Here is a 25,232-nt window from a genome sequence, read left to right as displayed (position 1 = left end):
CTTATAACCAGATGAATTTACACTGAAAGAGAACGATAAGAGAACGATATTTCGAAATGCTATTGACATTTAGGGGTCAAACTATATATAATATCCAAGACTGTCTATAAGAGATAAATCGACTTTCAATTTTTCAGGAGGTGTCACATAGATGAAACGCACATACCAACCAAATAAACGCAAACATAGTAAAGTTCACGGATTCCGTTCTCGTATGAGTTCTAAAAACGGCCGTCGCGTATTAGCAGCACGTCGTCGTAAAGGAAGAAAAGTATTATCAGCTTAAGCCCACTGATCCGCATCAGTGGTCTTTTTTTTCTTTACCTATTAGAAGCGAATGATCAGGTGGAGAAGGTGAAGCATGAATAAACGTCAACGAGTAAAGAAGAATGCAGAGTTTCAAAAGATTTTTAAACGCGGTAAATCCTTTGCGAATCGCCAGTTTGTCTTATATTTCTTACCGAAAGAAGGACAAGAGGAGTTTCGCATCGGCCTATCCGTGAGTAAAAAAGTCGGAAATGCAGTCGTCCGCAACCAAATCAAACGCTATATCAGACAATCTTTCTTGGAACTGAAAGATGAAATCAACCCGAACATGGATTATGTCATTATCGCCAGAAATCAGGCGGCCAGTTTAGATTTTCATGAAACAAAGAAAAGTTTGGAGCACGTTTTGAAAATCGCTAAAATGATTCAAAAGATTAAGTAATAAAGACAAGAAGTTTTTCATGTATATATATATAGAAGAAATGGAATGTCGTTTTAGGGGGAAGAAGGGTGAACAAACGCTTACTTATTATCCTCATGCTTGTTTCTGTCACGCTATTACTTAGTGGATGTACAGAGTATGATCAACCGATTTATGAGGGCAGTAAAGGATTTTGGAACGAATTTATTGTTTGGCCTCTTGTTTCTTTCATTACATTGTTCAAGGAATTACTCGGATCTTACGGATTAGGTATTGTCATGGTGACAATAATAATTCGTTTGGCGATTCTTCCTTTAATGATCAAACAAACAAAGAGTGCAAAGAATATGCAAGATGTTCAACCTGAACTTGCTAAACTCAAGCAAAAATACAGCTCAAAAGATGCGGCTACCCAACAGAAGTATCAACAAGAAATGATGGCGTTATTTAAAGAAAAAGGTGTGAATCCAGCTGCGGGCTGTTTGCCGGTAGTCATTCAAATGCCTATCCTAATCGGTTTCTATCATGCGATTAGTCGCATGAATAATACGCCAGAAATTAACTTAGGCAGCTTCTTATGGTTTGAGCTTGCTGAACCAAGTATTATTCTTGCGGTTCTTGCAGGAATCATGCAGTTCCTGGTATTACGTACTGGTCAAGCAATGAACAACCCTCAAATGAAAATCATGATGTATTTCATGCCTATTATGATTATCGGGTTCGGTATTTTCTTACCTTCAGCCTTAACATTGTACTGGGTAATCGGAAATATCATTTCATTGAGTCAAAACATGGTCATTTACAAACCATGGGAAAAAAGTACACTTCAACCTGCTAAAACTGGAGGGGCTAAAAAGTGAATCAGATTACGCAAACGGGTTCAACAACTGAAGAAGCGATATCTGCTGCATTAGCTAAACTTGAGACAACGAGAGATCAAGTCACCATTAACGTTTTAACTGAAGGTAAAAAAGGATTTTTAGGTTTTGGCTCCAAACTTGCAGAAGTGCAAGTTACAGTAAAGGAAGCACCACCCGTTGTGCAAGAGACTGAAATTGTCACTGTTGAGTCTGTAGAAGATCCGACAGAAAAAACAGTAGTGCCATTGCAAGAAAAAGGAGTTTCTAAGAATGTCGAGTCCACTCAAGGCGAGGCAGTTGAAGAAACGAAAGCATATATAAACCTTATTGCAAAAGAAATGAAAATTGACGATTTAACGATTCATACGGAGCAGAACGGTAAATATGTTACGCTTCGACTGGAAAGTAAAAAAGCAGCTGTACTTATTGGAAAACGAGGGCAAACGTTAAACGCCTTGCAACAATTATCACAATTAGTTGCAAACAAGTATGCTAACCATTTTTTGATGATTCAACTTGATGTAGAAAATTACCGCGAGCGCCGTCAAGAATCTTTGGAACAATTAGCCGAACGTATGGCGGATAAAGCAATCCGAACTGGAAAAAAAGTAGAGTTTGAACCAATGCCTTCTTATGAAAGAAAAGTGATACACAACGCTTTATCCAGACGGTTGGATATTGAGACCGTATCAGTAGGAACAGATCCTAATCGTTATCTCGTAATTGAACCATTAAAGTAATGGACAGCGGACCTTGACGTCACTTGACGAAAAGGTCCGTTTTCTTGTTGTCGAAATGACGTTTGCGACTTTCGATTTTAGTGATTTTATGCTATTGTTGTATGTTAGAGAATCATGACCGTTTTTTCAGTTATCCACATGTGGATAACTAGTAGACAGGAGGTGGGCGATCATGGAATTCGATACGATTACTGCGATATCCACACCAATGGGTGAAGGAGCAATTGCGATTGTGCGATTAAGTGGATCAGAAGCAGTTTCCATAGCTGATCAAATTTTTCGTTCGCCTGAAGAAAAAAAATTAAGTAGTCAAGCATCACACACGATCCATTATGGACATTTAATAGAGCCTGAATCAGGCGACGTAGTAGAAGAAGTCATGTTGTCTTTAATGAAAGGTCCAAAAACCTTTACACGAGAAGACGTAGTTGAAATAAATTGTCACGGAGGTATCGTTACCGTAAATCGAGTGTTGCAGTTAGTACTGAGACATGGTGCTCGATTAGCGGAGCCGGGAGAATTCACGAAACGTGCATTTTTAAATGGACGTATCGACTTATCTCAAGCAGAAGCTGTTATGGATTTAATTCGTGCCAAGACCGATCGTGCAATGAATGTTGCACTAGGTCAAATGGATGGAAAATTATCACGACTCATTGCCAGTTTGCGACAAGCATTGTTAGAAACTTTGGCACAGGTAGAAGTGAACATCGACTATCCAGAGTATGATGATGTGGAAGAAATGACATTGCCCATGATTATTGAAAAGTCATCTTGGGTGAAACAAGAAATTGAAGGGTTATTGCGTACTTCATCTCAAGGGAAAATATTAAGAGAAGGCTTATCTACTGTCATTATCGGTCGACCGAATGTAGGGAAGTCCTCTTTATTAAATAGTTTAGTGCAAGAAAATAAAGCGATTGTTACCGATGTAGCGGGGACAACACGTGACATTATTGAAGAGTATGTAAATGTCCGTGGCGTACCGTTAAAGCTCATTGATACTGCCGGGATTCGGGAAACAGAAGACATTGTTGAACGAATCGGTGTAGAACGCTCCAGACAAGTTCTTAAACAAGCTGATTTGATTCTTTTGGTACTGAACCATTCGGACGAGCTAACACCTGAGGATGAGCGTTTATTTGAAGCAATCGAAGGCATGGACTTTATTGTGGTAATCAATAAAACCGATTTAGAGAAGAAAATCGATAGTCAACGTGTAGAAGAACTTGCAGGGAACCGAAAAATCGTGACCACTTCTTTATTACAAGAAGAAGGAGTGGATCAGCTAGAGGAAGCAATTGCTTCATTATTCTTTGAAGGATCTCTGGAAAGTGGTGATTTGACGTATGTCTCAAATGCTCGTCACATTGCTTTATTGCACCAGGCAAAACAAACGATTGAAGATGCAATAGACGCAGCCCATGCTGCCGTGCCAATCGATATGATCCAAATCGATGTCACCAGAACGTGGGAAATTTTAGGTGAAATTACTGGAGATACAGTAGAAGAAAGTTTGATTGACCAACTGTTCTCCCAATTCTGTTTAGGGAAATAAGTGGAACGAAGGCTAAGTTCGCCGCGTCCTTGCGGCAACACCTTCATGACCCACATCCTGTGGACCCAAGTTGAATGCGCCACTTTAGCTCGACACCGGCGCTGGAAGCAAGGTTTCCTTTGCGACGAGTAACCGCAGGAGTCAACCGATGTGCGAAAGCCTGCTTTCGCCTGAGGTTCTGAAGCTTAGGTGCGAGCTGGCGCATGAAGCTAGACATAAAAGAGCGGAAAGCTTAAATATAAAAAATAGGATAAACGAAAGGAATGAACGAACATGCAGAAATTTGAAGCGGGCTCGTTCGATGTAATTGTTATTGGAGCTGGCCATGCCGGTTCTGAAGCAGCATTAGCGGCAGCGGGAATGGGTGCAAAAACACTCGTTTTAACAATTAATTTAGATATGATTGCATTTATGCCATGTAATCCATCTATCGGAGGCCCGGCTAAAGGAATAGTTGTCCGGGAAATTGACGCCCTTGGAGGCGCAATGGGGAAAGTCATCGACAAAACGCACATTCAAATGAGAATGTTGAATACAGGTAAAGGCCCAGCTGTACGTGCTTTACGTGCACAAGCCGATAAAGTGTTATATCAAGCTGAGATGAAACGCTTAATGGAAGAACAAGAGAACTTGTCCATCCATCAGGCAATGGTTGAGGAATTAATTATTGAAGACGACGAAATAAAAGGTGTTATTACACAAGTCGGGGCAGTCTACCGTGCAAAAACGGTGATTGTAACAACTGGAACATTTTTACGTGGTGAAATTATCATTGGTGATTTGAAATATTCAAGTGGACCAAATAATCAACAACCTTCATTGAAATTGGCAGATAATCTTCGAGATTTAGGTTTTGATTTGGTACGTTTTAAAACAGGAACACCGCCACGCGTAAACAGTAAAACGATTGATTACAGCAAAACCGAGATTCAGCCAGGCGATGACTTACCACGAGCATTCAGTTATGAAACGACTGAATATATCATGGATCAAATGCCTTGTTGGTTGACGTATACGAATGAACGCACTCATCAGATAATTGATGAAAACTTGCATTTATCACCAATGTATTCAGGCATGATTAAAGGTACAGGTCCACGTTATTGTCCTTCCATTGAAGACAAAGTGGTACGTTTCAATGACAAACCACGTCACCAAATCTTCTTGGAGCCTGAAGGGCGCAATACGCGTGAAGTATATGTACAAGGGCTTTCTACAAGCTTACCTGAACATGTACAACGTAAGTTGCTAGAAAGCATTCCAGGGTTGGAAAAAGCTGAAATGATGCGAGCAGGATATGCGATTGAGTACGATGCAATGGTACCTACCCAATTATGGCCAACGTTGGAAACGAAAAAAATCCGTAATTTATATACTGCTGGTCAAATTAACGGAACATCTGGTTATGAAGAAGCAGCTGGTCAAGGGTTGATGGCTGGTATGAATGCTGCGGCTCGTTCTTTAAATAAAGAAGAAATCATTTTAAGCCGTTCGGATGCGTATATCGGTGTGTTAATTGATGATTTAGTGACAAAAGGAACGAATGAACCTTACCGTTTACTTACGTCGAGAGCAGAATATCGATTATTGTTACGTCATGACAATGCAGACTTGAGATTAACCAAAATCGGATTCGAAGCAGGATTGATTTCGGAGGAACGTTACGAGCGTTTTGAAGCGAAGAAGAAATTGATCGATGAAGAAATCGTCCGATTAAGAAAAACGATTATTAAGCCGAATGAAGTAACGCAAGAAATTATCCGTTCTAAAGGCGGCACTGAACTTAAAGACGGAATAAAAGGTCAGGACTTACTAAAACGCCCTGAAATGACGTATGATGATATTGCACAGCTTTCTCCTTCACCAATCGACTTAACAGATGAAATGAAGGATCAAATCGAAATTCAAATTAAGTACGAAGGTTATATCGAAAAAGCACTTCAACAAGTAGAGAAATTAAAGAAAATGGAAGATAAAAAAATTCCGGATTTAATTGACTACGATGCCATTTCTGGTATCGCTACTGAAGCGAAGCAGAAGATGAAAGAAGTTAGACCTTTATCAATTGCACAAGCATCTAGAATATCAGGTGTAAATCCTGCTGACATTTCTATCCTTCTGGTGTATATTGAACAAGGTAGAATAGCGAAAATATCCGGATAAGTATAAAAGTGGCTATTCGCTAAATTCAGCATTTAGCCACTCTTCATATACGGAAGGGGTCCAATATGAACCAACAACAATTTGTTGAAGCACTAAGAGAAAAAGGGATTATTTTAACCCCTGAACAACTTCAACAATTTCATAAATATTTCGAACTGCTTGTTGAGTGGAACGAAAAAATGAACTTAACTGCAATCACTGATCAACCATCCGTTTACTTAAAGCATTTTTATGATTCAATCAGCATGGCTTTTTATGTGGATTTTTCCAAAGGCCAATCAATTTGTGATGTAGGTGCAGGAGCGGGATTCCCAAGTATACCTTTGAAAATTTGTTTCCCTCAATTGCATGTAACTATTGTTGATTCATTGAACAAGCGGATTCAATTTCTCACACATTTAAGTGAGCAATTGGGACTTTCCAATGTTCAATTTGTACATGCCCGAGCAGAAGAATTTGGACAAAATCCAACTTACAGGGAACAGTATGATATTGTCACAGCGAGAGCGGTAGCGAGATTATCTGTATTGTCGGAACTTTGCATACCATTAGTTAAAGTCGGAGGTCAGTTTGTGGCGATGAAAGCTGCAGCGGCTCAAGACGAACTAAATGATGCAAAAAAAGCTTTAACAATTTTGGGTGCTGAAAAAATTCAAGAATATTCTTTCACACTGCCTGTAGAAAATAGTGAAAGATCATTGTTTGTTTTTAATAAAGTAAAGAGCACTCCTAAAAAATATCCAAGAAAACCTGGAGTTCCAAATAAAACTCCATTGTAATATTGTGTTTCACGTGAAACATTAATAAAGGATTGAAGAGATTTGTCTCGAATTAATACAAGTAGGTAGTTTCTTAAAGGTGGTGCCAGGGGATGAAAAGTCCTTTTTCACGTTTTTTTGGGAGTGGCGAAAAAGAGATAGCGGCTACAAAGCAAACAGTTGAACAATATGAAGAAGTAATGAAAATCCCTTTGCAATCGATTGTTCCGAATCGTTTTCAACCGCGGACTGTTTTTGATGAGTCCAAAATTGAAGAATTGGCTCGTACCATTCATACACACGGGGTTATTCAACCAATCGTAGTTCGTCAAATGGAAGATGGACGATATGAGATTATTGCGGGGGAACGTCGTTTCCGTGCGATGACGAAGCTTGAGTGGGAAGAAGTTCCTGCTATCGTGCGTAATTTAAGTGATAAAGAAACAGCATCAATTGCTTTAATTGAAAATTTACAACGCGAAGAATTAACAGCTATTGAAGAAGCATTGGCTTATCAAAAGTTGTTGGAACTTCATGAACTTACGCAAGAAGCTTTGGCTCAACGTTTAGGCAAAGGTCAATCAACTGTTGCCAACAAATTAAGACTGCTGAAACTACCACAAGTGATTCAGGATGGAATTTTGAAGCGTGAAATCTCAGAGCGTCATGCACGAGCACTCATGCCCATTAAAGAAGAAGAACAGCAAATCGCACTTTTCCAGGAAGTAGTGGAGCAACAATATAATGTGAAGCAGCTGGAAAAGAAAGTGGAGGACCTGTTAAACCCACCAGTCGTTGAAGGTAAAAAAGAAAAGCCGAAAAGAAAGACGGTTAGTCGTGATGTAAGGATTGCACTGAATACACTCAGACAGTCATTTGCGATGGTTGCAAAAACGGGAATTAAGATGGAAACGGAAGAAGAAGAACTTGAGGATTTCTACCAAATTACTGTGAAAATCCCGAAAAAGAAATCTTGATATTACGAAATCGTGAACTCTTGCTCTGAAAATGGCAAGAGTTTTTTTGTTTGTAATCAGAATATAATCCTTTTTTAATCAAAATTTTGTTAGAATGAAAGGAAAAGCGGAAAGTTCTGATAAGCTAGAACTATCTGGGAAGAAATGCTGAGAAGCGACAACTAGAGGAAAGCAGGTGCAAGCGTGGGAAGAATCATTGCGATCGCCAATCAAAAAGGCGGCGTGGGTAAAACGACAACATCTGTAAGTTTGAGCGCATGCCTTGCGTACTTAGGGAAAAAAGTATTATTAATGGATACGGATCCCCAAGGAAATGCTACAAGTGGAGTTGGCGTTAATAAAGGTGACGTACAACAATGTATTTATGATGTTCTAATAGATGATATAGACGTAAAGAAAGTGATTTTGGAAACTAAAGTTGAAAATTTACATGTAGTTCCTGCAACAATTTCATTGGCGGGTGCTGAAATTGAACTAGTTTCTACCATTTCTCGTGAGGTGCGTTTAAAAAGGGCCCTTCAAGAAGTGAAAGAAGAATATGATTATATCATCATAGATTGTCCGCCATCACTAGGTTTGCTGACGATCAATGCATTGACGGCTTCAGATGCTATTTTAATTCCAGTGCAGTGTGAGTATTACGCATTGGAAGGTCTCAGCCAGTTATTGAGTACCATTCGATTAGTACAAAAACACTTAAATAATCAACTTGTTATTGACGGAGTTTTATTGACAATGTTTGATGCGCGTACGAACCTCGGAATCCAAGTAATTGAAGAAGTAAAAAAATACTTCCAAGATAAAGTGTATAAAACGATTATTCCTCGTAATATTCGTTTAAGCGAGGCGCCAAGTCATGGAGAACCTATTATTATTTACGATCCAAAATCTCGTGGTGCAGAAGTATATCTAGATTTGGCGAAGGAAGTGATTCGTAATGTCTAAAGGCTTAGGTAAAGGAATTAATGCACTATTTCCAGGAGAATCAATCAATCAAATGGAAAGTGTTGAAAAAGTATCTGTAAGAGATATTAAAGTAAACCCATATCAACCACGCAAAATTTTTGATGAAACAGCATTAGCTGAGTTAACTGAATCCATTAAAGAACACGGTGTTTTACAACCGATTATTTTAAGAAGAAGAGGTAAGTCATTTGAAATTGTTGTAGGGGAACGTCGTTTCCGAGCATCAAAAGCTGCCGGTTTGAAAGAGATTCCTGCTGTAATTCGTGAATTCACAGATCAACAAATGATGGAAATTGCGATTCTTGAAAATTTACAACGAGAAGATTTAACACCGATTGAAGAAGCAGATGCATACCAAAACCTTATGGAAAACCTGAGCCTCACACAAGAGCAATTAGCTTTTCGTTTAGGGAAAAGTCGTCCTCATATTGCCAATCATATCCGTCTGCTTTCATTACCTGATGTTGTGCGAGAGCTAATTTCATCTAATAAACTATCAATGGGACATGGGCGAGCATTGCTTGGATTAAAGCGTAAAAAGCTGATACCTTCAATTGCTGAAAAAGTGATGAAAGAAAACTTGAATGTTCGTCAACTTGAATCACTCGTTCAAAGAATGAATGAAGATGTTTCACGTGAAACATCAAAAGTTCCAAACAAAGATATCTTTATTAAAGAAAAAGAATCACAACTGCGTGAATATTTCGGCACAACCGTTTCAATCAAGAAATCGAAAAACAAAGGGAAAATCGAAATTGAGTTTTTCTCTGAAGATGATCTTGAACGTATTTTAGAATTATTAGAAGACTAAACTGCCTATTCCCTTAAAGGATTTAACTTTGAGGGGATAGGTTCTATTTTTAGCTGAAATGAGGAGTTCCGTATGGTGTTATTAGGGACATTGATTAACGCGCTTCTCATCATTGTGGGAACAATCATTGGAAGATTGTTGAAAAACATCCCGGAAAATATGAAGCAAACAGTGATGTATGCCATTGGGCTTGCTGTTACTGTTATAGGACTTCAAATGGGTTTTGAAAGCGGTCAGTTCTTAATCGTTATTATTAGTTTGGTTGTTGGTGCAGTCATTGGAGAGTGGATTGATTTAGATCATCAACTCAATCGATTTGGCCATTGGTTGGAATCGAAAGTTGGCAAAAACAAAAAAGGCGAAAATATAAGTATTGCACAGGGTTTTGTATCAGCTACATTGATTTTCGTTATTGGATCGATGGCAATCATTGGATCCTTAGATAGTGGACTGCGAAATGATCATGATTTATTAATTGTAAAAGGGTTGATAGATGGGTTTACTTCGATCATATTGGCTACCACTCTGGGAATTGGTGTTCTTTTGTCAGCTGTTCCGGTTATTTTATATCAAGGCACGATCGCACTTTTTGCCACTCAAATCAGCCGTGTTATTCCACAAGAAGCACTCGCTTTATATATTCAGGAAATGACTGCAACCGGCGGAATCATGATCGTGGCAATTGGTTTAAATATGATTGGTTTGACCAAGATAAGAGTAGCCAATTTACTGCCAGGCATTCTCGTGGTAGCTATCGTCGTGGCTATTGCGTACTATTTTCATTTGGTGCCTTTGCCAAGCGAGTAGAAGAGCACGGGACAAAACTTTGCCCATATCATAAGGTAATTGAAGTCTAGTGTTTTGCAAGACGGTATATTCCTGATAACCACCAACATTTACAATGCCTTTAATGGAAAGGTCTCCAATAGGCGGCAATTCCTTTTTTACTGCTTTGCCGGGGAAAAGAGGACCTTTTTCGATAACAATATGTCCAATTTTTTCAACTTTCCCTAAGCAAGCATCTATGGCAACTACATAAGGAGTTAATGTTCTCGCTTGAAGTGACTCGACTGTTTGTTGTAAATTCAAAGCGTGCAAAGGTTGCTGCAAAGTACCAATTACTTCATACGGAAATGTAGGATGGTCGCGAAGCCAAGTTCCGATTAATGGTCCTAGAGAGTCTCCAGTAGACCGGTCGGTGCCTATGCAACAAAAAGTGAGATTCGGTTTATCAAATGGTATAAGTTGAAGAAAAAGCGAGCTTAAGCGCCAGGCAACACCTGAATCTTGATAGGAAAAATCTTCCGAATGTAATTGAGACGAAAATGCAAACATAGGTTAGCTCACTCTCTTTTTTCGTAGTATACGTATTAGAAATGGGCTTTATTCAAAAAGGTGGTAGTTATCAAGTGGACATTCACATTAACAAGACGTTTGAAAGTGTCAAAGATTTTCTATTAGATGAGAAAATATGGATTACTGCTGGCGTTATTACGCTAAAAGTAATATTCATTATGTTCTTAGCAGGAATTTTTGTGAAAATATTTAAAGTGGTCATTCGTAAAGTATTTGAAGTCCGTATGAAATCACCCTTGCGCTACTCGGAACGCAGACAGAATACATTACTCAAATTACTCGAAAATGTAGTTGCGTATGTTGTATACTTTGCTGCGCTTCTGGCAGTCCTTTCTGCATTGAAGATTGATGTGAGAGGCTTGCTGGCTGGGGCAGGGGTACTCGGTTTGGCGGTTGGTTTTGGCGCACAAAACTTAGTTCGTGATGTCATCACGGGATTCTTTATTATTTTTGAGGATCAATTTTCTGTCGGAGACTATGTGCGAATCGGTGCATCAGAAGGGTCTGTACAAGAGATTGGTTTGCGAACAACTAAATTAAAAGGATTAAACGGGGAGATTCACATTTTCCCTAACGGAACGATTGTGGAAGTTATCAATTACTCATTAAACAATTCAATTGCGATTGTCGACGTGAGTGTTGCACTTGAAACGGATATTCCAAAAGCGGAAGAGCTTATTGGAGAGTTTTTATCGAGTCTTCCTGAAAAATACGAGCAATTGGTTAAAGAACCTGAGTTACTGGGTGTTCAAAATCTAGCTGCTTCTGAAGTGGTCATGCGTATTACTGCGGAAACAAAGCCGATGCAACATTTCGCAGTAGCGCGAATAATCCGTCGTGACCTGAAAATATTCATGGACGAACATGGAATCGAAATTCCATATCCAAAAATGGTGATGTACCAAAAGAAAACGGGATCGGTTGATTCGGGTACTGGAGATCCTGTGAAGTCTGAAGATAAGGGGAAAGTCTGATGAACACGAAATCCTTTGAGCTGGGTGATATTGTTGAAATGAAAAAGCAGCACCCTTGTGGAACGAACGAATGGAAAATCATTCGCACAGGCGCAGATGTGCGGATAAAATGTGAAGGTTGCCAGCATAGTGTGATGATTCCAAGAAGAGAATTCGAGAAAAAGATGAAAAAAGTGATTAAAGCAGCTGAGCCTTCCACAGAGGAATAGACTTTTGGTTGACAAAAATTTATAATAGATTAGTTAAATGAAAAGTAAAAGCTTCAATCAAGCGTTGAAAATGACTATACACACATGAATATAGAACTCGTAAGTTATGAAAGGTTGGGAACTAATATGGCGTTAACAGCGGGAATCGTGGGCTTGCCGAATGTCGGTAAATCTACTCTATTTAATGCAATAACTAAAGCAGGCGCAGAAGCTGCAAACTATCCATTCTGTACAATTGATCCAAACGTTGGAATTGTAGAAGTGCCGGATGAGCGTCTAAATAAATTAACAGAACTTGTTGTTCCAAAGAAAACTGTTCCTACAGCTTTTGAGTTCACTGATATTGCCGGGATTGTAAAAGGTGCCAGTAAAGGTGAAGGACTAGGAAATAAATTCTTGGCTCACATTCGTGAAGTAGATGCAATTTGCCAAGTGGTACGTTGTTTTGCTGATGAGAACGTTACACACGTAGCAGGGAAAGTAGATCCGATTTCAGATATCGAAGTAATCAATCTTGAGTTAATTTTGGCTGACTTGGAAAGCGTTGAAAAACGTTTGCAACGTGTAGGCAAAATGGCGAAACAAAAAGACAAAGATGCTATGGTTGAAGAGCCAGTATTGGTCAAACTTCGTGATGCTTTTGAAGAAGAGAAACCAGCTCGTTCTGTTGAATTTACAGAAGAAGAATTACGCGTTGTTAAAGGTCTTCATTTATTAACAATCAAACCTATGCTGTATGTAGCAAATGTGGCAGAAGACGAAATTGCGAATGCAGATGAAAATGAATATGTTCAAAAAGTTCGTGAATTCGCTAAAGTAGATAATGCACAAGTTATTGTTGTGTGTGCGAAGATTGAAGAAGAAATGGCTGAGCTTGACGAGGAAGAGAAAGCGATGTTCCTTGACGAGTTGGGGATTAAAGAATCAGGTCTGGATCAGCTTGTAAAAGCCGCATATCAATTATTGGGACTTGCAACATACTTTACAGCAGGCGTGCAGGAAGTTCGTGCTTGGACATTCCGTAAAGGCATGAAAGCACCTCAATGTGCAGGCGTCATCCATACAGACTTCGAACGTGGTTTCATCCGTGCCGAGACTGTTTCTTATGATGACTTGGTTACAAACGGTTCAATGGCTTCTGCAAAAGAAGCAGGGAAAGTGCGTTTGGAAGGTAAAGAATACATCGTACAAGACGGCGACGTTATGTTATTCCGTTTCAACGTATAAAATATTTTCGGGTTAGTCGACTTGTCGGCTGACCCTTTTTTGAATTATAGAGACAAAAGGGGAATGTCGTATGAAGTTATTTGCATATGGGACGTTGCTTTATGGAGAAAAGAATCATCATGTTCTCGAAGGTGCACAACTTTTATATGAGAAGGTTACGCTTCCGGCGATTATGTATGATACAGGAGATGGTTATCCTGCAATCGAGCTAACTCAGGAATCAATAGTAATAGGGGATGTTTACGAAGTACCCGATCATATGTGGGTGGATTTAGATGAGCTTGAAGGTTATACAGGGGACCCTGAAATGGATCTTTATACGAAACAAATGGTGAATATAAAAACAAAAGATAGCATCTTAGAATCCATTGTGTACACTGTATGTGATGAAACGATGAAGAAAGTTGTAATTTCATCCGGAGACTGGATTACTTATCGTAAATCTCAAGAAATAAAGTAAAGCTGCTCCATTTCAAATGGAAGCAGCTTTATTGTTGTTCAAACACATATAATTTTGGTCGTTCTGGGTCATCCTTGATCCAAGCATCATCGCGTACAGTCCGTAATTTTTTAATCATGGCAAAATCACCAGCGGCACCAGCAATCAGCCAGGCACCTAGTAATGCGAGAAGCGGACTATTAAGGAAAATAGCAATGACGGCCGGTAATACGCCTGTTGTCCAAAATGGCAGGATTAACACTCTTTTCATCGCTTTATTTTGAACAGGTTCAGTAGTTGTCGCGTAGGCAACACCCAGTTTCAAATTAAAGCCATAGTCAAGCGAACGCCATGGAACTTTAGCGAATATGACAAAGCCGACTAGATGTGCTGCTTCATGCAAAACGATTAATAGGATATAGCCAATGATGAATAGGAGCAATCCGAGCCAGGATGGTTCAAATGCAAAATCTTGATGCACAATACTAGTTAATAGCAAAAGTACCACGCTTAAGACGACCGTTAATACTAAGCTTGTTTTGCCGATTTTTTGAATGTCCAAATCAATGATTTTAGTTGGTGTATCGAAATCATTCATTATTCTCACCTCATAATAGGTAGTATAGCTGAAAAGCCTAAGTTGTCTACCAAATCAGTAGTTGCACGTGGTCATTGTGTGTGTTACAATCAATTGATGTGAGTAATGAATGTTACTTGCTCCTTGCCTACTGTCAACAGTCAGGCCTAAGTCCATAAGGAGGTGCAAAAAGATGAAAAAGTACGAATTAATGTACATCATTCGACCAACAATCGAAGATGACGCGAAAAAAGCTCTTACAGCTCGTTTCGACGAAATCTTGACTACGAATGGTGCTGAAATCATCGAGTCTAAAGAGTGGGGCAAACGCCGCTTAGCTTACGAAATCAATGACTTCCGCGAAGGTTTCTACCAAATCGTGAAAGCAAACGCTGATTCAAGAGCAATCGATGAATACATCCGTCTTGCTAACATTAACGAAGATATTATTCGTTTTGTAGCTGTCAACGTAGAAGATAAATAAGAATTTAGCATCGAGTATACTCGAAACAACTTGCAGACGAGGGAGGTTGTATTCTGATGATTAACCGAGTCGTATTAGTCGGAAGACTGACAAAAGATCCGGAGCTTCGTTATACACCAAGTGGTGTAGCAGTTGCGCGTTTTACACTAGCTGTAAATCGTTCATTCTCTAACCAGTCAGGTGAAAAGGAAGCGGATTTTATTAACTGTACTGTTTGGAGAAAGCCAGCTGAAAACACAGCAAACTTCCTTAAAAAAGGTAGTTTGGCAGGTGTAGAAGGGCGTATTCAAACTGGGAGCTATGAAGGCCAAGATGGAAAGCGTGTTTACACGACTGAAGTTGTAGCTGATAGTGTTCAATTCCTTGAACCACGTAATAGTTCTGGCGGAGATCGTCCACAACAAGGACAACCTTATGGTGGCGGTTCAAACCAAAACAATCAATATCCATCTTATCAACAGAATCAATCACCAAATCAGCAAAACTATACACGTGTAGATGAAGATCCTTTCTCTTCTGGAAGCGGCCCAATCGAAGTATCAGACGACGATTTACCATTCTAATTAGAAAAGCGTAGAAGGCCATGATAGACCGACTCCGACGTTGGAACCAACGAATCGAAAACCCGTTTTCGAATGAGATGGTGAAACGGAGGTGCGGTCTGGCCTTCGGAGCTAGACATTACCAGATAGCGAATTGACTTTAACGCACACCCAAAATAAAACCAAACACTAAGGAGGCGAAACGATATGGCACCACGTCGCGGAGGCAAAAGACGCAAAAAGGTTTGCTATTTCACGTCTAACAATATTACGCATATCGACTATAAAGATGTTGATTTGCTTAAAAAGTTCGTATCAGAACGCGGAAAAATTCTTCCACGTCGAGTTACTGGAACAAGCGCGAAATACCAACGCAAACTGACTTCAGCAATCAAATTATCACGTATCATGGCATTACTTCCATTCTCTACTGAAGAGAGATAAGAAATGCTTTTGAACGCTTAAAAGACCGGGAAACCGGTCTTTTTTTATATTATAAGAAAGTATGAATTTTAGACAATATTTCTTATTCTTTCGAGATATGTTATGTCTAGCTCCAGTCGCTATCTCGCACCTAAGCTTGGGCACAGGTGGGGCGACATAAAGGCGTTGCGAAAAGAAGCTTTTTGCGACGAGTAACCGCAGGAGCACAACGACATGGCGCTTTGAGCTTTTCTTATGTGCCAAAATCATTTCATTTGGAACTTTTGTTGCAACTGGACCGACATGATACAATAGGAAGATATAGTTGTCCATTCTCTTGAAAAATTAGATAAGTAGTAAAACAGCTTTGATAATGACTATGTGATTGGGACATCTGATAGTGAATACATGTTTTTTAAGTTAGGAAGGATCTTGAATGCCGAATGAACAAGCGAAACAGCTGACATTAGGTGCAATGATAATTGCGCTGTTTTCTATTTTGTTGGCTGTTTCTTTTTATGTGCCTGTGCTGAATTTGATTACAATACTTTTTCTCGCTCTGCCAATAGCTTGGTATAGTGCGAAATTTAGTCGGGCTGCTTCTATTTATGTTGTTGTACTAAGTATGGGTATTTCCTATTTCGTTGGAGGGTTAATGGCCATACCTTTTGCTCTGATTCATGTCTTGCTCGGTTTTATTATCGGAGATACGATTCGTTTGAAGAAAAGTAAGCTGTTCATGTTAATGGCTTCGGCGATTGTCTTGATAGTAAGCATCGTCATTGAATATGTAATCCTTGTACTGCTCTTCAAATTCAATCCTGTGAAAGAAATGTTAGTATACACGAAAGATCAATATGATCAATTGGGTACGTTCCTGGAACAATATAATACTTTACCTAAAAATTACGATCAGACCATTTCGGATGTTTTATTCATGTTCGAAACTGTCATGCCAACTCTCCTGATACTTGGAATTTTCTGCTTTGTATTTGTATTCATCAATATCCAGTTGCCAGTTTTGCGAAAATTAGGCTTGGACGTACCAAAGTTTCCGGCAATTAGACACATGCGGTTACCGAAATCCATATTATGGTACTACATGATTGTCATGGTCGTAACTTTATTTGTTGAATTAACTCAGGGAACATTTGCTTTTATGGTATTAGCCAACGTAACTATGATGCTCCGTGTAATGCTTACTTTACAGGGAATATCTTTCATCCATTTTTACATCCATGAAAAAGGATGGCCGAAATGGGTTGCAATTGTTGCAACATTTTTAGCGTTCCCTTTACAATCGTTAACGGTGTTATTAGGCATATTCGATTTAGGTTTCAACATTCGTTCATTTGTCAAAGACAAGAACAAAAAGTAAGGAGCTGAACAAATGTCAGCATTCTTTAGAAAAAGACCCATTCGTGTCCCTTTATTTTTTCTATCAGTGCTCGGCCTAATAAGCGCTTTTTTGCTCCTATACTGGCAAATGTGGATAGGAAGCATTGTTGCTGCTCTTTTCCTCATTGTCTTGGTTATTGGCTGGCAAATGGAGAAACGTTTATACGAAGAGACCGAAAAACATATTGAAACACTTTCATATCGCATGAAACGGGTTGGCGAAGAAGCATTACTTGAAATGCCCATAGGAATAATATTGGTCAATGAAAATTGGACCATTGAATGGGCGAACCCGTACATGTCGAGAGAGCTTGAATTTGATTCACTCATTGGTGAAGATTTATTTACGTTGTCAGATGAATTCCATTCACTTGTAAAGCAAGAAGATAATAAAGAGCAGACCGTCAGCTTGTCCGGTAAGAAATTTAAAGTATTTTACAAACAAGAAGAAAAACTTCTTTATTTCTTTGATATCACCGAGCAAACAGAAATTGAGACGCTTTACTATTCAGATCGCAGCGTAATTGGTGTGCTGTTCATTGATAATTACGATGAGCTGGCACAAGGAATGGATGACCAGACGCGCGGTCAGTTAAATAGTTTGGTAACGTCGCTCGTCAATAATTGGGGAGCGGGACACGGCATTTATGTCAAAAGAATTTCATCTGACCGATTCCTAGCTGTATTGAATGAATCCATATTACTGGAACTTGAAAAAACGAAGTTTTCTATTTTGGATGATATTAGAGAAGCAACCTCCAAATTGAATTTGGCATTAACACTGAGTATCGGTGTGGGTGCCGGGTCATCCTCATTGGTAGAACTTGGCCAACTTGCGCAGTCGGGTCTGGATTTGGTATTGGGACGTGGCGGAGATCAAGTAGCCATTAAACAACCAAGTGGAAAAGTGAAATTTTACGGCGGAAAAACCAACCCGGTTGAAAAAAGAACGAGAGTTAGGGCACGCGTCATTTCACATGCGCTGCGTGATTTAATTCAGGATAGTGACCAAGTGTTTGTCATGGGGCATCAATTGCCCGATATGGATGCAATCGGTGCAGCTGTCGGCGTACGGAAAATGGCAGAGATGAATCAGATCAATGGCTATGTCGTCATCAATTTTGATGAACTCGACCAAAGTGTGACCAGGTTGATGGAAGAAGTGAAAAACAAGCCACAATTATTTGAACGCTTTATTTCACCTGAAGAAGCTTTATCTAAATTAACCGATCGTACATTGCTTGTGGTCGTGGACACGCATAAACCAAGTATGGTCATTGATGAAAAACTGTTGAATCGAGCTGAAAAAGTAGTAGTGATTGATCATCATCGCCGTGGAGAAGAATTTATTTCGAATACAATGCTTGTTTACATGGAGCCATATGCATCATCAACAGCAGAGCTTGTAACGGAATTGCTCGAATATCAACCGAAACATGATAAAATAACGATGCTAGAAGCAACTGCAATGCTTGCCGGTATAATTGTCGATACGAAGAGCTTTACCCTTCGAACGGGTGCACGAACGTTTGAAGCGGCCTCGTATTTACGTACAAACGGAGCGGACACGGTGCTAGTTCAGCGCTTACTAAAAGAAGATATTGCAACATATATTGAACGTTCTAAAATTGTTCAGACAGTTGAGTTTTTCCGAGAAGGCATTGCGATAGCACATGGGGAAGAAACAAATTCCTATAGCCAGGTGCTTATAGCACAAACCGCAGATATTTTACTGACAATGAAGGATGTTTCAGCATCATTTGTGGTCGCAAGAAAAAATAATGGAGACGTTGGCATCAGCGCCCGTTCTATGGGTGAAATCAATGTCCAATTAATTATGGAGAAGCTCGGTGGCGGTGGTCATTTAACCAATGCTGCTTGTCAGATTCATGATAAAGAGATTGAAAGTGCCATTGAACAACTAAAATTAGCAATCATTGAAATTGTCGAAGGAGGCCAAATAACATGAAAGTAATTTTCTTGAAAGATGTTAAAGGCAAAGGGAAAAAAGGCGAAATCAAAAATGTAGCAGATGGCTATGCGCATAACTTTTTATTGAAAAACAATTTGGCGACTGAAGCTAATCAAGCGACAATCAGCGCATTAGATGGTCAAAAACGTAAAGAAGATAAACATGCAGAACAAGTGCATGAAGAAGCGAAAAAGTTAAAAGAGAAGTTAGAGCAAATTACGGTAGAACTAAAAGCAAAATCAGGTGAAGGTGGCCGTTTGTTTGGTTCGATAACAACGAAACAAGTCGCGGAACAACTTCAGAAAACAACAGGTATTAAAATCGACAAACGTAAAATGGAATTGGACGATGCCATTCGTGGACTTGGATATACAAACATTCCAGTTAAATTACATCAAGAAGTAACAGCAACATTGAAAGTACACGTAACAGAAGAAGCGTAAGGAGTGACGTTAATGAGCGAGCCCATGATGGACCGGATACCCCCTCACAACCAAGAAGCCGAGCAGTCCGTGATAGGGGCCATCTTTTTAGAGCCTCAAGCGCTCATTACGGCAGCAGAAATTCTACAATACGAAGACTTTTATCGCGTGGCACATCAGAAGATTTTCCAAACGATGAATCGCCTCAGTGATCAAGGAAAACCAATTGACGTTGTAACAGTGACGGAAGAGTTGGCATCGAAAAAAGAACTTGAAGATGTCGGTGGACTTTCGTATTTATCGGAAATTGCAAATTCAGTACCAACTGCCGCAAACATCGCACATTATGCACGGATTGTTGAAGAAAAGGCGTTACTGCGACGATTAATTCGCGTAGCGACCAATATCGTTGAAGATGGCTTTACGCGTGAAGACGAGGTCGAAGCCTTGTTATCTGAAGCCGAAAAGAAAATGATGGAAGTTTCCAATCGAAAAAATGCGGGTGATTTCAGGCACATTAAAGATGTACTTGTTCAAACGTATGACAACATTGAACTTCTCCATTCACGTAAGGGCGATATAACAGGGGTTCCCACAGGATTCCGTGATTTAGACCGTATAACAGCCGGTTTCCAACGGAACGATTTAATTATTGTAGCCGCACGTCCGTCTGTTGGTAAAACAGCGTTTGCGTTAAACGTAGCACAAAACGTTGCAACGAAGACAGAAGAGAACGTAGCCATCTTCAGTTTGGAGATGGGTGCTGAGCAGCTTGTCATGCGTATGCTGTGTGCAGAAGGAAATATTGATGCACAAGTTTTACGTACAGGTGCATTAACTGCTGAAGATTGGCRCAAACTAACAATGGCGATGGGGAGTTTATCCAACGCAGGTATTTTTATTGACGATACACCAGGTATTCGGATTAATGAAATCCGCTCGAAGTGCCGTCGTTTGAAACAAGAGTATGGACTTGGCATGATTTTGATTGATTACTTGCAACTGATCGTAGGAAGCGGGAATGGTAAAGAAAACCGTCAGCAAGAAGTATCGGAAATTTCCCGTTCATTAAAATCCCTTGCTCGTGAGCTCCAAGTTCCAGTTATCGCCTTGTCACAGCTTTCCCGTGGTGTAGAACAACGTCAGGACAAGCGTCCAATGATGTCCGATTTACGTGAATCCGGAAGTATTGAGCAAGATGCCGATATTGTTTCGTTCCTATATCGTGAGGATTACTACGATAAAGAAACCGAGAATCAAAACATGATTGAAATCATCATCGCAAAACAACGTAATGGTCCGACAGGGACGGTAACCCTGGCTTTTGTTAAAGAGTTCAACAAATTCGTTAACATAGACTGGAGCCAGCACCAACAACCTACCCCGGATTACTAGAAAAGCCTAGCAGTCCGAGATAGATCGACTCCGACGTTGGAACAAAGCATCCTTTGCGACGAGTAACCGCAGGAGCACACTGAATCGAAAACCTGTTTTCGAATGAATTTGTGAAACTGAGGTGCGGTCTGGCCTGCGGAGCTAGACATCAAGAAAAGCCTAGCAGCAAATATCTCTAAATTGTGATTGATGCAAAAACACGAACGATAAATGTCTGAAAACATTTTTCCGTTCGTGTTTTTTCTTGTTTTTGGTTGACTTCAGCCGTTTCAGTTGATACAATAACACTGTTTGATTCAGGACGCGTGACAGCGTCTGACGGAGGTGCTGATTATGACATCAGTTGTAGTAGTAGGAACACAATGGGGAGACGAAGGTAAAGGGAAAATTACCGACTTCCTATCCGAGAATTCAGAAGTAATTGCACGTTATCAAGGTGGGAATAATGCTGGACACACCATTATTTTCGGTGGAGAAACGTATAAGCTTCACTTGATTCCATCAGGTATTTTTTATAAAGACAAAATCTCAGTAATCGGTAACGGTATGGTTGTCGATCCTAAAGCATTAGTGAAAGAGTTAAAAGGATTACATGAACGTGGGGTAACGACAGAAAACTTACGTATTTCTAACCGCGCACACGTCATTTTACCTTACCACTTGAAGCAAGACGAAGTGGAAGAAGCTCGTCGTGGTGAAAACAAGATTGGAACTACAGGTAAAGGAATCGGACCGGCTTACATGGATAAAGCAGCACGTGTAGGTATTCGTATGGCCGACTTACTTGATAAAGTAGTATTTGAAGAAAAACTTGAACGTAATCTAGAAGAGAAAAATCGTTTGTTCGATAAGTTCTATGAGACAGAAGGTTTTACAAAAGAAGAAATTCTTGAAGAGTATTACGGCTACGGGCAAGAAATTGCGAAGTACGTAACAGATACATCTAAAGTATTGAACGATGCATTGGATGATGGCCGCCGCGTACTGTTTGAAGGTGCACAAGGCGTTATGCTTGATATCGACCAAGGTACTTATCCTTTTGTAACATCATCTAACCCAGTAGCGGGTGGCGTTACAATCGGTGCCGGAGTCGGACCAACGAAAATTCACCATGTGGTTGGTGTATGTAAAGCATATACTTCTCGTGTTGGAGACGGTCCGTTCCCAACGGAATTGTTTGACGAAGTCGGCAATCAAATTCGTGAAGTCGGTAAAGAGTATGGGACAACAACTGGTCGTCCACGTCGCATCGGTTGGTTCGACAGTGTAGTTGTACGTCATGCACGTCGTGTGAGTGGTTTAACAGATCTAACGGTCAATTCGATTGATGTGTTAACTGGTTTGGAAACAGTGAAGATTTGTACAGCTTACAGTTACAACGGGGAACTGATTACGGAATACCCAGCAAACTTACGTATGCTGGCTGACTGTAAACCTGTCTATGAAGAATTGCCAGGTTGGAGCGAAGATGTGACATCTTGTAAATCACTCGATGAGCTTCCGGAAAATGCACGACACTACCTGGAACGCATTTCACAATTAACTGGTGTTCCAATTTCGATTTTCTCAGTAGGACCAGATCGAAATCAAACAAATATCATTGCGAGCGTTTGGCGCTAAATTTTATTGAACGGGAAAAGGAATCTTTTCCCGTTCTTTTTCGTATGTAAGAGTAATGTGAATTTTCATACGATTTGGGGTTGAAAATAAATGAAGAGATTTTGGTTTTGGGGAGCACTGCTGGCAATCATTGTGGCTTGGACGATTAATATAACCACTTACGAGGCGAAATTTTTGGATGAACCCATTGTTCTGGAACATTATATCGAACGACCAATGGACCAGACACACCTATTCAACATTTACTATTTGACCAATAAAAACAATCCGGCAATTCTCCAAACAATTGAAGTGGATGGATTCTCGCTCCAAAACGTCTCACCGAGCAATGACATGTGGTTACATGGAAACCAGAATTCGATATACAACTCACCAAATGTCGTCCAGGAGTTCAATCAACATCTTCTACTGAAAGCTGAATTTGACCCATCCATACTGCCTCTTGAAGGCGAAGAAGATAAGTCATATATAGGGACCAATGTATTCCTACAATTCAGTGACGGAACGGCTGGACATTTTGACATCGGAGAAATTCGAATCACGCCGTCAACGCTCAGACAAGATCCTAAATTGAAGGGCATGTCGACTGGAAGTACTTCAGACGGACTTCATTCCAGCATATATTCTGCAGAAGAACAGTTAAAAATGAAAGAATTCGTTGTGCCTGAAAATATTGCGAAGGATGTTCAAGTGAAAGTACATTATGAAGGAGAAGAAGCCCGAATTCCCGATCCTATCTATCAAGCAGAAGTTATGCCTAATTGGAGCGATGTAAAACAACCTCTTGCAAAAGACGTCAATTGGCCCATCGTATTGGAATCACAAGGTAGTGTCGGCTTATACATACAAATAGAGCCGACTAATAATAAGGCAATCGATGTATGGATTCCATGGGAAGGGGAAACGGCTGCTGGACAGTCTTTTACGGCTTCATTTCCCTTGCATCATGTTCCACAGCTGACAGATGAAGAACTACGGAGCATGGTGGAGAAAGTGGTGAAAGATGGCAAATAGAAGAGCGTTCAAGTATATGATTGCAGGGTTTTTATTGGTTTTGCTGGACGTTCATATTTTTTTCGATTTTCTTCCTGACCCACTGGGATATATGTTGATCACATCAGGCATTCATCAACTTGCCGCAGGAAAGGCGAATGCTAAAAAAGCTGTAATAACTGCTTTTGTCCTGATGGCTCTATCCATTCCTACACTGTTTTTATCAGGGGAAGTACTCACTCAAATGCAAGTTAACAGTACATCTTGGCTGGTATATGGCTTTAGTGTCACGCTGATTGACTTAATTTTGATGTATTATGTATTCAGAATGCTGATGCATGAAGTGGATTATCCAATTGAAGCGGCTGAAAAACAGAATGGCATTAAAAAAATTATGATTGTCTATATGACCATAACACTCACTTCAACGTTTATTCAGTCGTTTTTAATTAATATGAAACAGGATGTTCAGTCTACAGTTGCGGTAGCTATTATTGTGTTGACGCTCAGTGTTCATGTCGCGTTTATTATCACTCTCCGTAATCTACAGAAAACCTTCCCACCCGACCAGGGACGGGTATATCCAATGGAATGACCCAATTAAAAAATGCGCTGTCCCAATATTGGGCAGYGCATTTTTATATAGAGTGCAAATTAGTGAATATTACGTTTCTTGAATCGTCCACCGCGTACTTCAGCAATATTGCCAATGGCGACGAACGCTTGTTGATCAATATCTTCCACGATTGTTTTTAATTTTGCTTCTTCCAGACGTGTAATAACGGTGAAAATAACTTTTTTATCATCACCTGTGTATGCGCCTTCTCCATGTAAATAAGTGACTCCACGACCGAGACGATCCATAATCGCTTCGCCGACTTCATCTACAAGATCACTAATAATATAAACCGATTTGGATTCATCAAAGCCTTGAATGACAATATCGATCATTTTATAAGCGATGAAATAAGCGAGTACGGAATACATAGCTTGCTCCCAAGTAAATACAAAACCAGCGACAGTAAAGATTATCAAATTGAAGAACATAATGATTTCCCCGACGGAAAAAACGCTTTTAGTGCTGAACAAAATAGCTAAAATTTCAGTTCCGTCCAATGAGCCACCGTAGCGAATGACAAGACCGACACCAATGCCAAGTACAATGCCGCCAAAGACGGTAGCAAGTAACAAGTCATCAGTAAAACGTGCAACTGGATGTAAAAAGTATGTACAAATAGAAAGAACCGTAATTCCTAATACAGTAGAAAGTGCAAATGTTTTCCCAATTTGTTTATACCCGAAAAAAAAGAAGGGGATGTTTAATAGGAAAATAAATAATCCAATTTGAATTCCAGTCAGGTGAGACAAGATAATGGATATACCGACAATTCCACCATCCAATAAATGATTTGGTACCAAAAACAACTCGATTCCCATTGCCATAAATACGGCACCAATAATAATCATGAAGATGCGCTTCGTTATTACGGTTTTGGAAGCCCGACGATGTACGTATGCGGTTTTTATTTTGGCATTTCTCTCTTGTTGTTCGTCTGTCAAATGGGATACCTCATTTCGCCTTGAATACTCTTATTTTACCCTATATTAAGGATATTCGATAGAAGAACGCTATTATTATTACAAAAATGACAAAAAAGTACATGAAATATGAATGAGAAG

At 39.8% G+C, this 25,232-nt stretch carries 28 protein-coding genes; 25 read left to right on the top strand and 3 right to left on the bottom strand.

Going from position 1 to position 25,232, the window contains the following annotated elements:
* The first annotated feature begins 151 nt into the window (after nucleotides 1-151).
* The 11 genes from rpmH (at nucleotide 152) to AC1DSL_RS03405 (ending at nucleotide 10,328) form a co-directional block, all read left to right on the top strand.
* The gene (gene rpmH / locus AC1DSL_RS03455; protein WP_016428940.1) at nucleotides 152-286 is read left to right on the top strand and encodes a 50S ribosomal protein L34; all 135 of its coding nucleotides are present in this window, start codon (nucleotides 152-154) and stop codon (nucleotides 284-286) included.
* Between the two features lie 75 nt (nucleotides 287-361).
* Complete coding sequence (gene rnpA / locus AC1DSL_RS03450) at nucleotides 362-709, top strand: ribonuclease P protein component (protein WP_477531173.1); 348 nt, start codon at nucleotides 362-364, stop codon at nucleotides 707-709.
* 95 nt (nucleotides 710-804) lie between these two features.
* On the top strand, nucleotides 805-1,548 hold the full coding sequence (gene yidC, locus AC1DSL_RS03445; RefSeq protein WP_477531176.1) for a membrane protein insertase YidC: 744 nt from the start codon (nucleotides 805-807) through the stop codon (nucleotides 1,546-1,548).
* Entirely contained in the window at nucleotides 1,545-2,288 is a 744-nt protein-coding gene (jag, locus tag AC1DSL_RS03440; RefSeq protein WP_477531172.1) for an RNA-binding cell elongation regulator Jag/EloR, read from the top strand. The genes yidC and jag overlap by 4 nt, the downstream gene beginning before the upstream one ends.
* A 172-nt stretch (nucleotides 2,289-2,460) precedes the next feature.
* Nucleotides 2,461-3,846, top strand: a complete 1,386-nt coding sequence (mnmE, locus tag AC1DSL_RS03435; RefSeq protein ID WP_477531171.1) for a tRNA uridine-5-carboxymethylaminomethyl(34) synthesis GTPase MnmE — start codon at nucleotides 2,461-2,463, stop codon at nucleotides 3,844-3,846.
* Nucleotides 3,847-4,119: 273 nt separating this feature from the next.
* A complete protein-coding gene (gene mnmG, locus AC1DSL_RS03430) occupies nucleotides 4,120-6,009 on the top strand; it encodes a tRNA uridine-5-carboxymethylaminomethyl(34) synthesis enzyme MnmG (RefSeq protein WP_477531170.1) in 1,890 nt (629 codons plus the stop codon).
* A 65-nt stretch (nucleotides 6,010-6,074) separates the two neighbouring features.
* Nucleotides 6,075-6,788, top strand: coding sequence for a 16S rRNA (guanine(527)-N(7))-methyltransferase RsmG (rsmG, locus tag AC1DSL_RS03425; protein WP_016428934.1), 714 nt, complete (start codon nucleotides 6,075-6,077; stop codon nucleotides 6,786-6,788).
* A 92-nt stretch (nucleotides 6,789-6,880) separates the two neighbouring features.
* The gene (noc, locus tag AC1DSL_RS03420; protein WP_016428933.1) at nucleotides 6,881-7,744 is read left to right on the top strand and encodes a nucleoid occlusion protein; all 864 of its coding nucleotides are present in this window, start codon (nucleotides 6,881-6,883) and stop codon (nucleotides 7,742-7,744) included.
* Nucleotides 7,745-7,927: 183 nt separating this feature from the next.
* Nucleotides 7,928-8,689, top strand: a complete 762-nt coding sequence (locus tag AC1DSL_RS03415; protein ID WP_016428932.1) for a ParA family protein — start codon at nucleotides 7,928-7,930, stop codon at nucleotides 8,687-8,689.
* Nucleotides 8,682-9,521: a ParB/RepB/Spo0J family partition protein gene (locus AC1DSL_RS03410; protein WP_016428931.1), complete on the top strand. Its 840-nt coding sequence runs from the start codon at nucleotides 8,682-8,684 to the stop codon at nucleotides 9,519-9,521. Before AC1DSL_RS03415 ends, AC1DSL_RS03410 begins: the two co-directional genes overlap by 8 nt.
* Before the next feature lie 72 nt (nucleotides 9,522-9,593).
* Entirely contained in the window at nucleotides 9,594-10,328 is a 735-nt protein-coding gene (locus AC1DSL_RS03405; RefSeq protein ID WP_477531169.1) for a DUF554 domain-containing protein, read from the top strand.
* Here the strand turns inward: AC1DSL_RS03405 and yyaC are convergent.
* Nucleotides 10,248-10,856 carry a spore protease YyaC gene (yyaC, locus tag AC1DSL_RS03400; RefSeq protein ID WP_016428929.1) on the bottom strand — a complete coding sequence of 203 codons (609 nt, stop codon included), beginning with the start codon at nucleotides 10,854-10,856 and terminating at the stop codon, nucleotides 10,248-10,250. The two genes, AC1DSL_RS03405 and yyaC, sit on opposite strands and share 81 nt — an antisense overlap.
* A gap of 41 nt (nucleotides 10,857-10,897) precedes the next feature.
* Here yyaC and AC1DSL_RS03395 point away from each other — a divergent pair, with 41 nt between their 5' ends.
* The 4 genes from AC1DSL_RS03395 (at nucleotide 10,898) to AC1DSL_RS03380 (ending at nucleotide 13,747) form a co-directional block, all read left to right on the top strand.
* Nucleotides 10,898-11,851 (top strand): mechanosensitive ion channel family protein, encoded by a 954-nt coding sequence (locus AC1DSL_RS03395; RefSeq protein WP_477531168.1) that lies wholly within the window; start codon nucleotides 10,898-10,900, stop codon nucleotides 11,849-11,851.
* The gene (locus AC1DSL_RS03390; RefSeq protein WP_016428927.1) at nucleotides 11,851-12,060 is read left to right on the top strand and encodes a DUF951 domain-containing protein; all 210 of its coding nucleotides are present in this window, start codon (nucleotides 11,851-11,853) and stop codon (nucleotides 12,058-12,060) included. The genes AC1DSL_RS03395 and AC1DSL_RS03390 overlap by 1 nt, the downstream gene beginning before the upstream one ends.
* 126 nt (nucleotides 12,061-12,186) lie before the next feature.
* Entirely contained in the window at nucleotides 12,187-13,287 is a 1,101-nt protein-coding gene (ychF, locus tag AC1DSL_RS03385) for a redox-regulated ATPase YchF (protein ID WP_342543801.1), read from the top strand.
* Between the two features lie 70 nt (nucleotides 13,288-13,357).
* A complete protein-coding gene (locus tag AC1DSL_RS03380; protein ID WP_477531167.1) occupies nucleotides 13,358-13,747 on the top strand; it encodes a gamma-glutamylcyclotransferase family protein in 390 nt (129 codons plus the stop codon).
* Nucleotides 13,748-13,775: 28 nt separating this feature from the next.
* Here the strand turns inward: AC1DSL_RS03380 and AC1DSL_RS03375 are convergent, their stop codons facing one another.
* The gene (locus tag AC1DSL_RS03375; protein WP_477531166.1) at nucleotides 13,776-14,324 is read right to left on the bottom strand and encodes a metalloprotease family protein; all 549 of its coding nucleotides are present in this window, start codon (nucleotides 14,322-14,324) and stop codon (nucleotides 13,776-13,778) included.
* Between the two features lie 172 nt (nucleotides 14,325-14,496).
* Here AC1DSL_RS03375 and rpsF point away from each other — a divergent pair, with 172 nt between their 5' ends.
* From rpsF to AC1DSL_RS03325, 10 genes are all read left to right on the top strand, one after another.
* Nucleotides 14,497-14,787 (top strand): 30S ribosomal protein S6, encoded by a 291-nt coding sequence (rpsF, locus tag AC1DSL_RS03370; RefSeq protein ID WP_016428923.1) that lies wholly within the window; start codon nucleotides 14,497-14,499, stop codon nucleotides 14,785-14,787.
* Between the two features lie 56 nt (nucleotides 14,788-14,843).
* A complete protein-coding gene (gene ssb / locus AC1DSL_RS03365) occupies nucleotides 14,844-15,350 on the top strand; it encodes a single-stranded DNA-binding protein (RefSeq protein ID WP_016428922.1) in 507 nt (168 codons plus the stop codon).
* Between the two features lie 186 nt (nucleotides 15,351-15,536).
* On the top strand, nucleotides 15,537-15,773 hold the full coding sequence (gene rpsR / locus AC1DSL_RS03360; RefSeq protein ID WP_016428921.1) for a 30S ribosomal protein S18: 237 nt from the start codon (nucleotides 15,537-15,539) through the stop codon (nucleotides 15,771-15,773).
* Nucleotides 15,774-16,188: 415 nt separating this feature from the next.
* Nucleotides 16,189-17,130: a YybS family protein gene (locus tag AC1DSL_RS03355; RefSeq protein WP_342542590.1), complete on the top strand. Its 942-nt coding sequence runs from the start codon at nucleotides 16,189-16,191 to the stop codon at nucleotides 17,128-17,130.
* 12 nt (nucleotides 17,131-17,142) lie between these two features.
* The gene (locus tag AC1DSL_RS03350; RefSeq protein ID WP_016428919.1) at nucleotides 17,143-19,119 is read left to right on the top strand and encodes a DHH family phosphoesterase; all 1,977 of its coding nucleotides are present in this window, start codon (nucleotides 17,143-17,145) and stop codon (nucleotides 19,117-19,119) included.
* Nucleotides 19,116-19,565 carry a 50S ribosomal protein L9 gene (gene rplI / locus AC1DSL_RS03345; RefSeq protein WP_016428918.1) on the top strand — a complete coding sequence of 150 codons (450 nt, stop codon included), beginning with the start codon at nucleotides 19,116-19,118 and terminating at the stop codon, nucleotides 19,563-19,565. The genes AC1DSL_RS03350 and rplI overlap by 4 nt, the downstream gene beginning before the upstream one ends.
* A 12-nt stretch (nucleotides 19,566-19,577) precedes the next feature.
* A complete protein-coding gene (dnaB, locus tag AC1DSL_RS03340) occupies nucleotides 19,578-20,939 on the top strand; it encodes a replicative DNA helicase (protein WP_477531165.1) in 1,362 nt (453 codons plus the stop codon).
* A gap of 333 nt (nucleotides 20,940-21,272) precedes the next feature.
* Entirely contained in the window at nucleotides 21,273-22,559 is a 1,287-nt protein-coding gene (locus AC1DSL_RS03335; RefSeq protein ID WP_477531164.1) for an adenylosuccinate synthase, read from the top strand.
* A gap of 90 nt (nucleotides 22,560-22,649) precedes the next feature.
* Nucleotides 22,650-23,573 (top strand): hypothetical protein, encoded by a 924-nt coding sequence (locus AC1DSL_RS03330; RefSeq protein ID WP_477531163.1) that lies wholly within the window; start codon nucleotides 22,650-22,652, stop codon nucleotides 23,571-23,573.
* On the top strand, nucleotides 23,563-24,147 hold the full coding sequence (locus AC1DSL_RS03325; RefSeq protein WP_477531162.1) for a hypothetical protein: 585 nt from the start codon (nucleotides 23,563-23,565) through the stop codon (nucleotides 24,145-24,147). The genes AC1DSL_RS03330 and AC1DSL_RS03325 overlap by 11 nt, the downstream gene beginning before the upstream one ends.
* 59 nt (nucleotides 24,148-24,206) lie before the next feature.
* Here AC1DSL_RS03325 and AC1DSL_RS03320 read toward each other — a convergent pair whose 3' ends face one another.
* Nucleotides 24,207-25,112: a YitT family protein gene (locus tag AC1DSL_RS03320; protein WP_477531161.1), complete on the bottom strand. Its 906-nt coding sequence runs from the start codon at nucleotides 25,110-25,112 to the stop codon at nucleotides 24,207-24,209.
* Between the last annotated feature and the right edge of the window lie 120 nt (nucleotides 25,113-25,232).

Source organism: Paenisporosarcina sp. P4_D4 (genome assembly GCF_056401835.1).
This window is presented reverse-complemented; position numbering and strand designations above follow the sequence as displayed.

Coding starts and splice junctions, on each gene's coding strand:
- rpmH (WP_016428940.1), top strand. CDS start 152: ATGAAACGCACATACCAACCAAATAAACGCAAACATAGTAAAGTTCAC.
- rnpA (WP_477531173.1), top strand. CDS start 362: ATGAATAAACGTCAACGAGTAAAGAAGAATGCAGAGTTTCAAAAGATT.
- yidC (WP_477531176.1), top strand. CDS start 805: ATGCTTGTTTCTGTCACGCTATTACTTAGTGGATGTACAGAGTATGAT.
- mnmE (WP_477531171.1), top strand. CDS start 2,461: ATGGAATTCGATACGATTACTGCGATATCCACACCAATGGGTGAAGGA.
- mnmG (WP_477531170.1), top strand. CDS start 4,120: ATGCAGAAATTTGAAGCGGGCTCGTTCGATGTAATTGTTATTGGAGCT.
- rsmG (WP_016428934.1), top strand. CDS start 6,075: ATGAACCAACAACAATTTGTTGAAGCACTAAGAGAAAAAGGGATTATT.
- noc (WP_016428933.1), top strand. CDS start 6,881: ATGAAAAGTCCTTTTTCACGTTTTTTTGGGAGTGGCGAAAAAGAGATA.
- AC1DSL_RS03410 (WP_016428931.1), top strand. CDS start 8,682: ATGTCTAAAGGCTTAGGTAAAGGAATTAATGCACTATTTCCAGGAGAA.
- AC1DSL_RS03405 (WP_477531169.1), top strand. CDS start 9,594: ATGGTGTTATTAGGGACATTGATTAACGCGCTTCTCATCATTGTGGGA.
- yyaC (WP_016428929.1), bottom strand. CDS start 10,856: ATGTTTGCATTTTCGTCTCAATTACATTCGGAAGATTTTTCCTATCAA.
- AC1DSL_RS03395 (WP_477531168.1), top strand. CDS start 10,898: ATGGGCTTTATTCAAAAAGGTGGTAGTTATCAAGTGGACATTCACATT.
- AC1DSL_RS03390 (WP_016428927.1), top strand. CDS start 11,851: ATGAACACGAAATCCTTTGAGCTGGGTGATATTGTTGAAATGAAAAAG.
- ychF (WP_342543801.1), top strand. CDS start 12,187: ATGGCGTTAACAGCGGGAATCGTGGGCTTGCCGAATGTCGGTAAATCT.
- AC1DSL_RS03380 (WP_477531167.1), top strand. CDS start 13,358: ATGAAGTTATTTGCATATGGGACGTTGCTTTATGGAGAAAAGAATCAT.
- AC1DSL_RS03375 (WP_477531166.1), bottom strand. CDS start 14,324: ATGAATGATTTCGATACACCAACTAAAATCATTGATTTGGACATTCAA.
- rpsF (WP_016428923.1), top strand. CDS start 14,497: ATGAAAAAGTACGAATTAATGTACATCATTCGACCAACAATCGAAGAT.
- ssb (WP_016428922.1), top strand. CDS start 14,844: ATGATTAACCGAGTCGTATTAGTCGGAAGACTGACAAAAGATCCGGAG.
- rpsR (WP_016428921.1), top strand. CDS start 15,537: ATGGCACCACGTCGCGGAGGCAAAAGACGCAAAAAGGTTTGCTATTTC.
- AC1DSL_RS03355 (WP_342542590.1), top strand. CDS start 16,189: ATGCCGAATGAACAAGCGAAACAGCTGACATTAGGTGCAATGATAATT.
- AC1DSL_RS03350 (WP_016428919.1), top strand. CDS start 17,143: ATGTCAGCATTCTTTAGAAAAAGACCCATTCGTGTCCCTTTATTTTTT.
- rplI (WP_016428918.1), top strand. CDS start 19,116: ATGAAAGTAATTTTCTTGAAAGATGTTAAAGGCAAAGGGAAAAAAGGC.
- AC1DSL_RS03335 (WP_477531164.1), top strand. CDS start 21,273: ATGACATCAGTTGTAGTAGTAGGAACACAATGGGGAGACGAAGGTAAA.
- AC1DSL_RS03330 (WP_477531163.1), top strand. CDS start 22,650: ATGAAGAGATTTTGGTTTTGGGGAGCACTGCTGGCAATCATTGTGGCT.
- AC1DSL_RS03325 (WP_477531162.1), top strand. CDS start 23,563: ATGGCAAATAGAAGAGCGTTCAAGTATATGATTGCAGGGTTTTTATTG.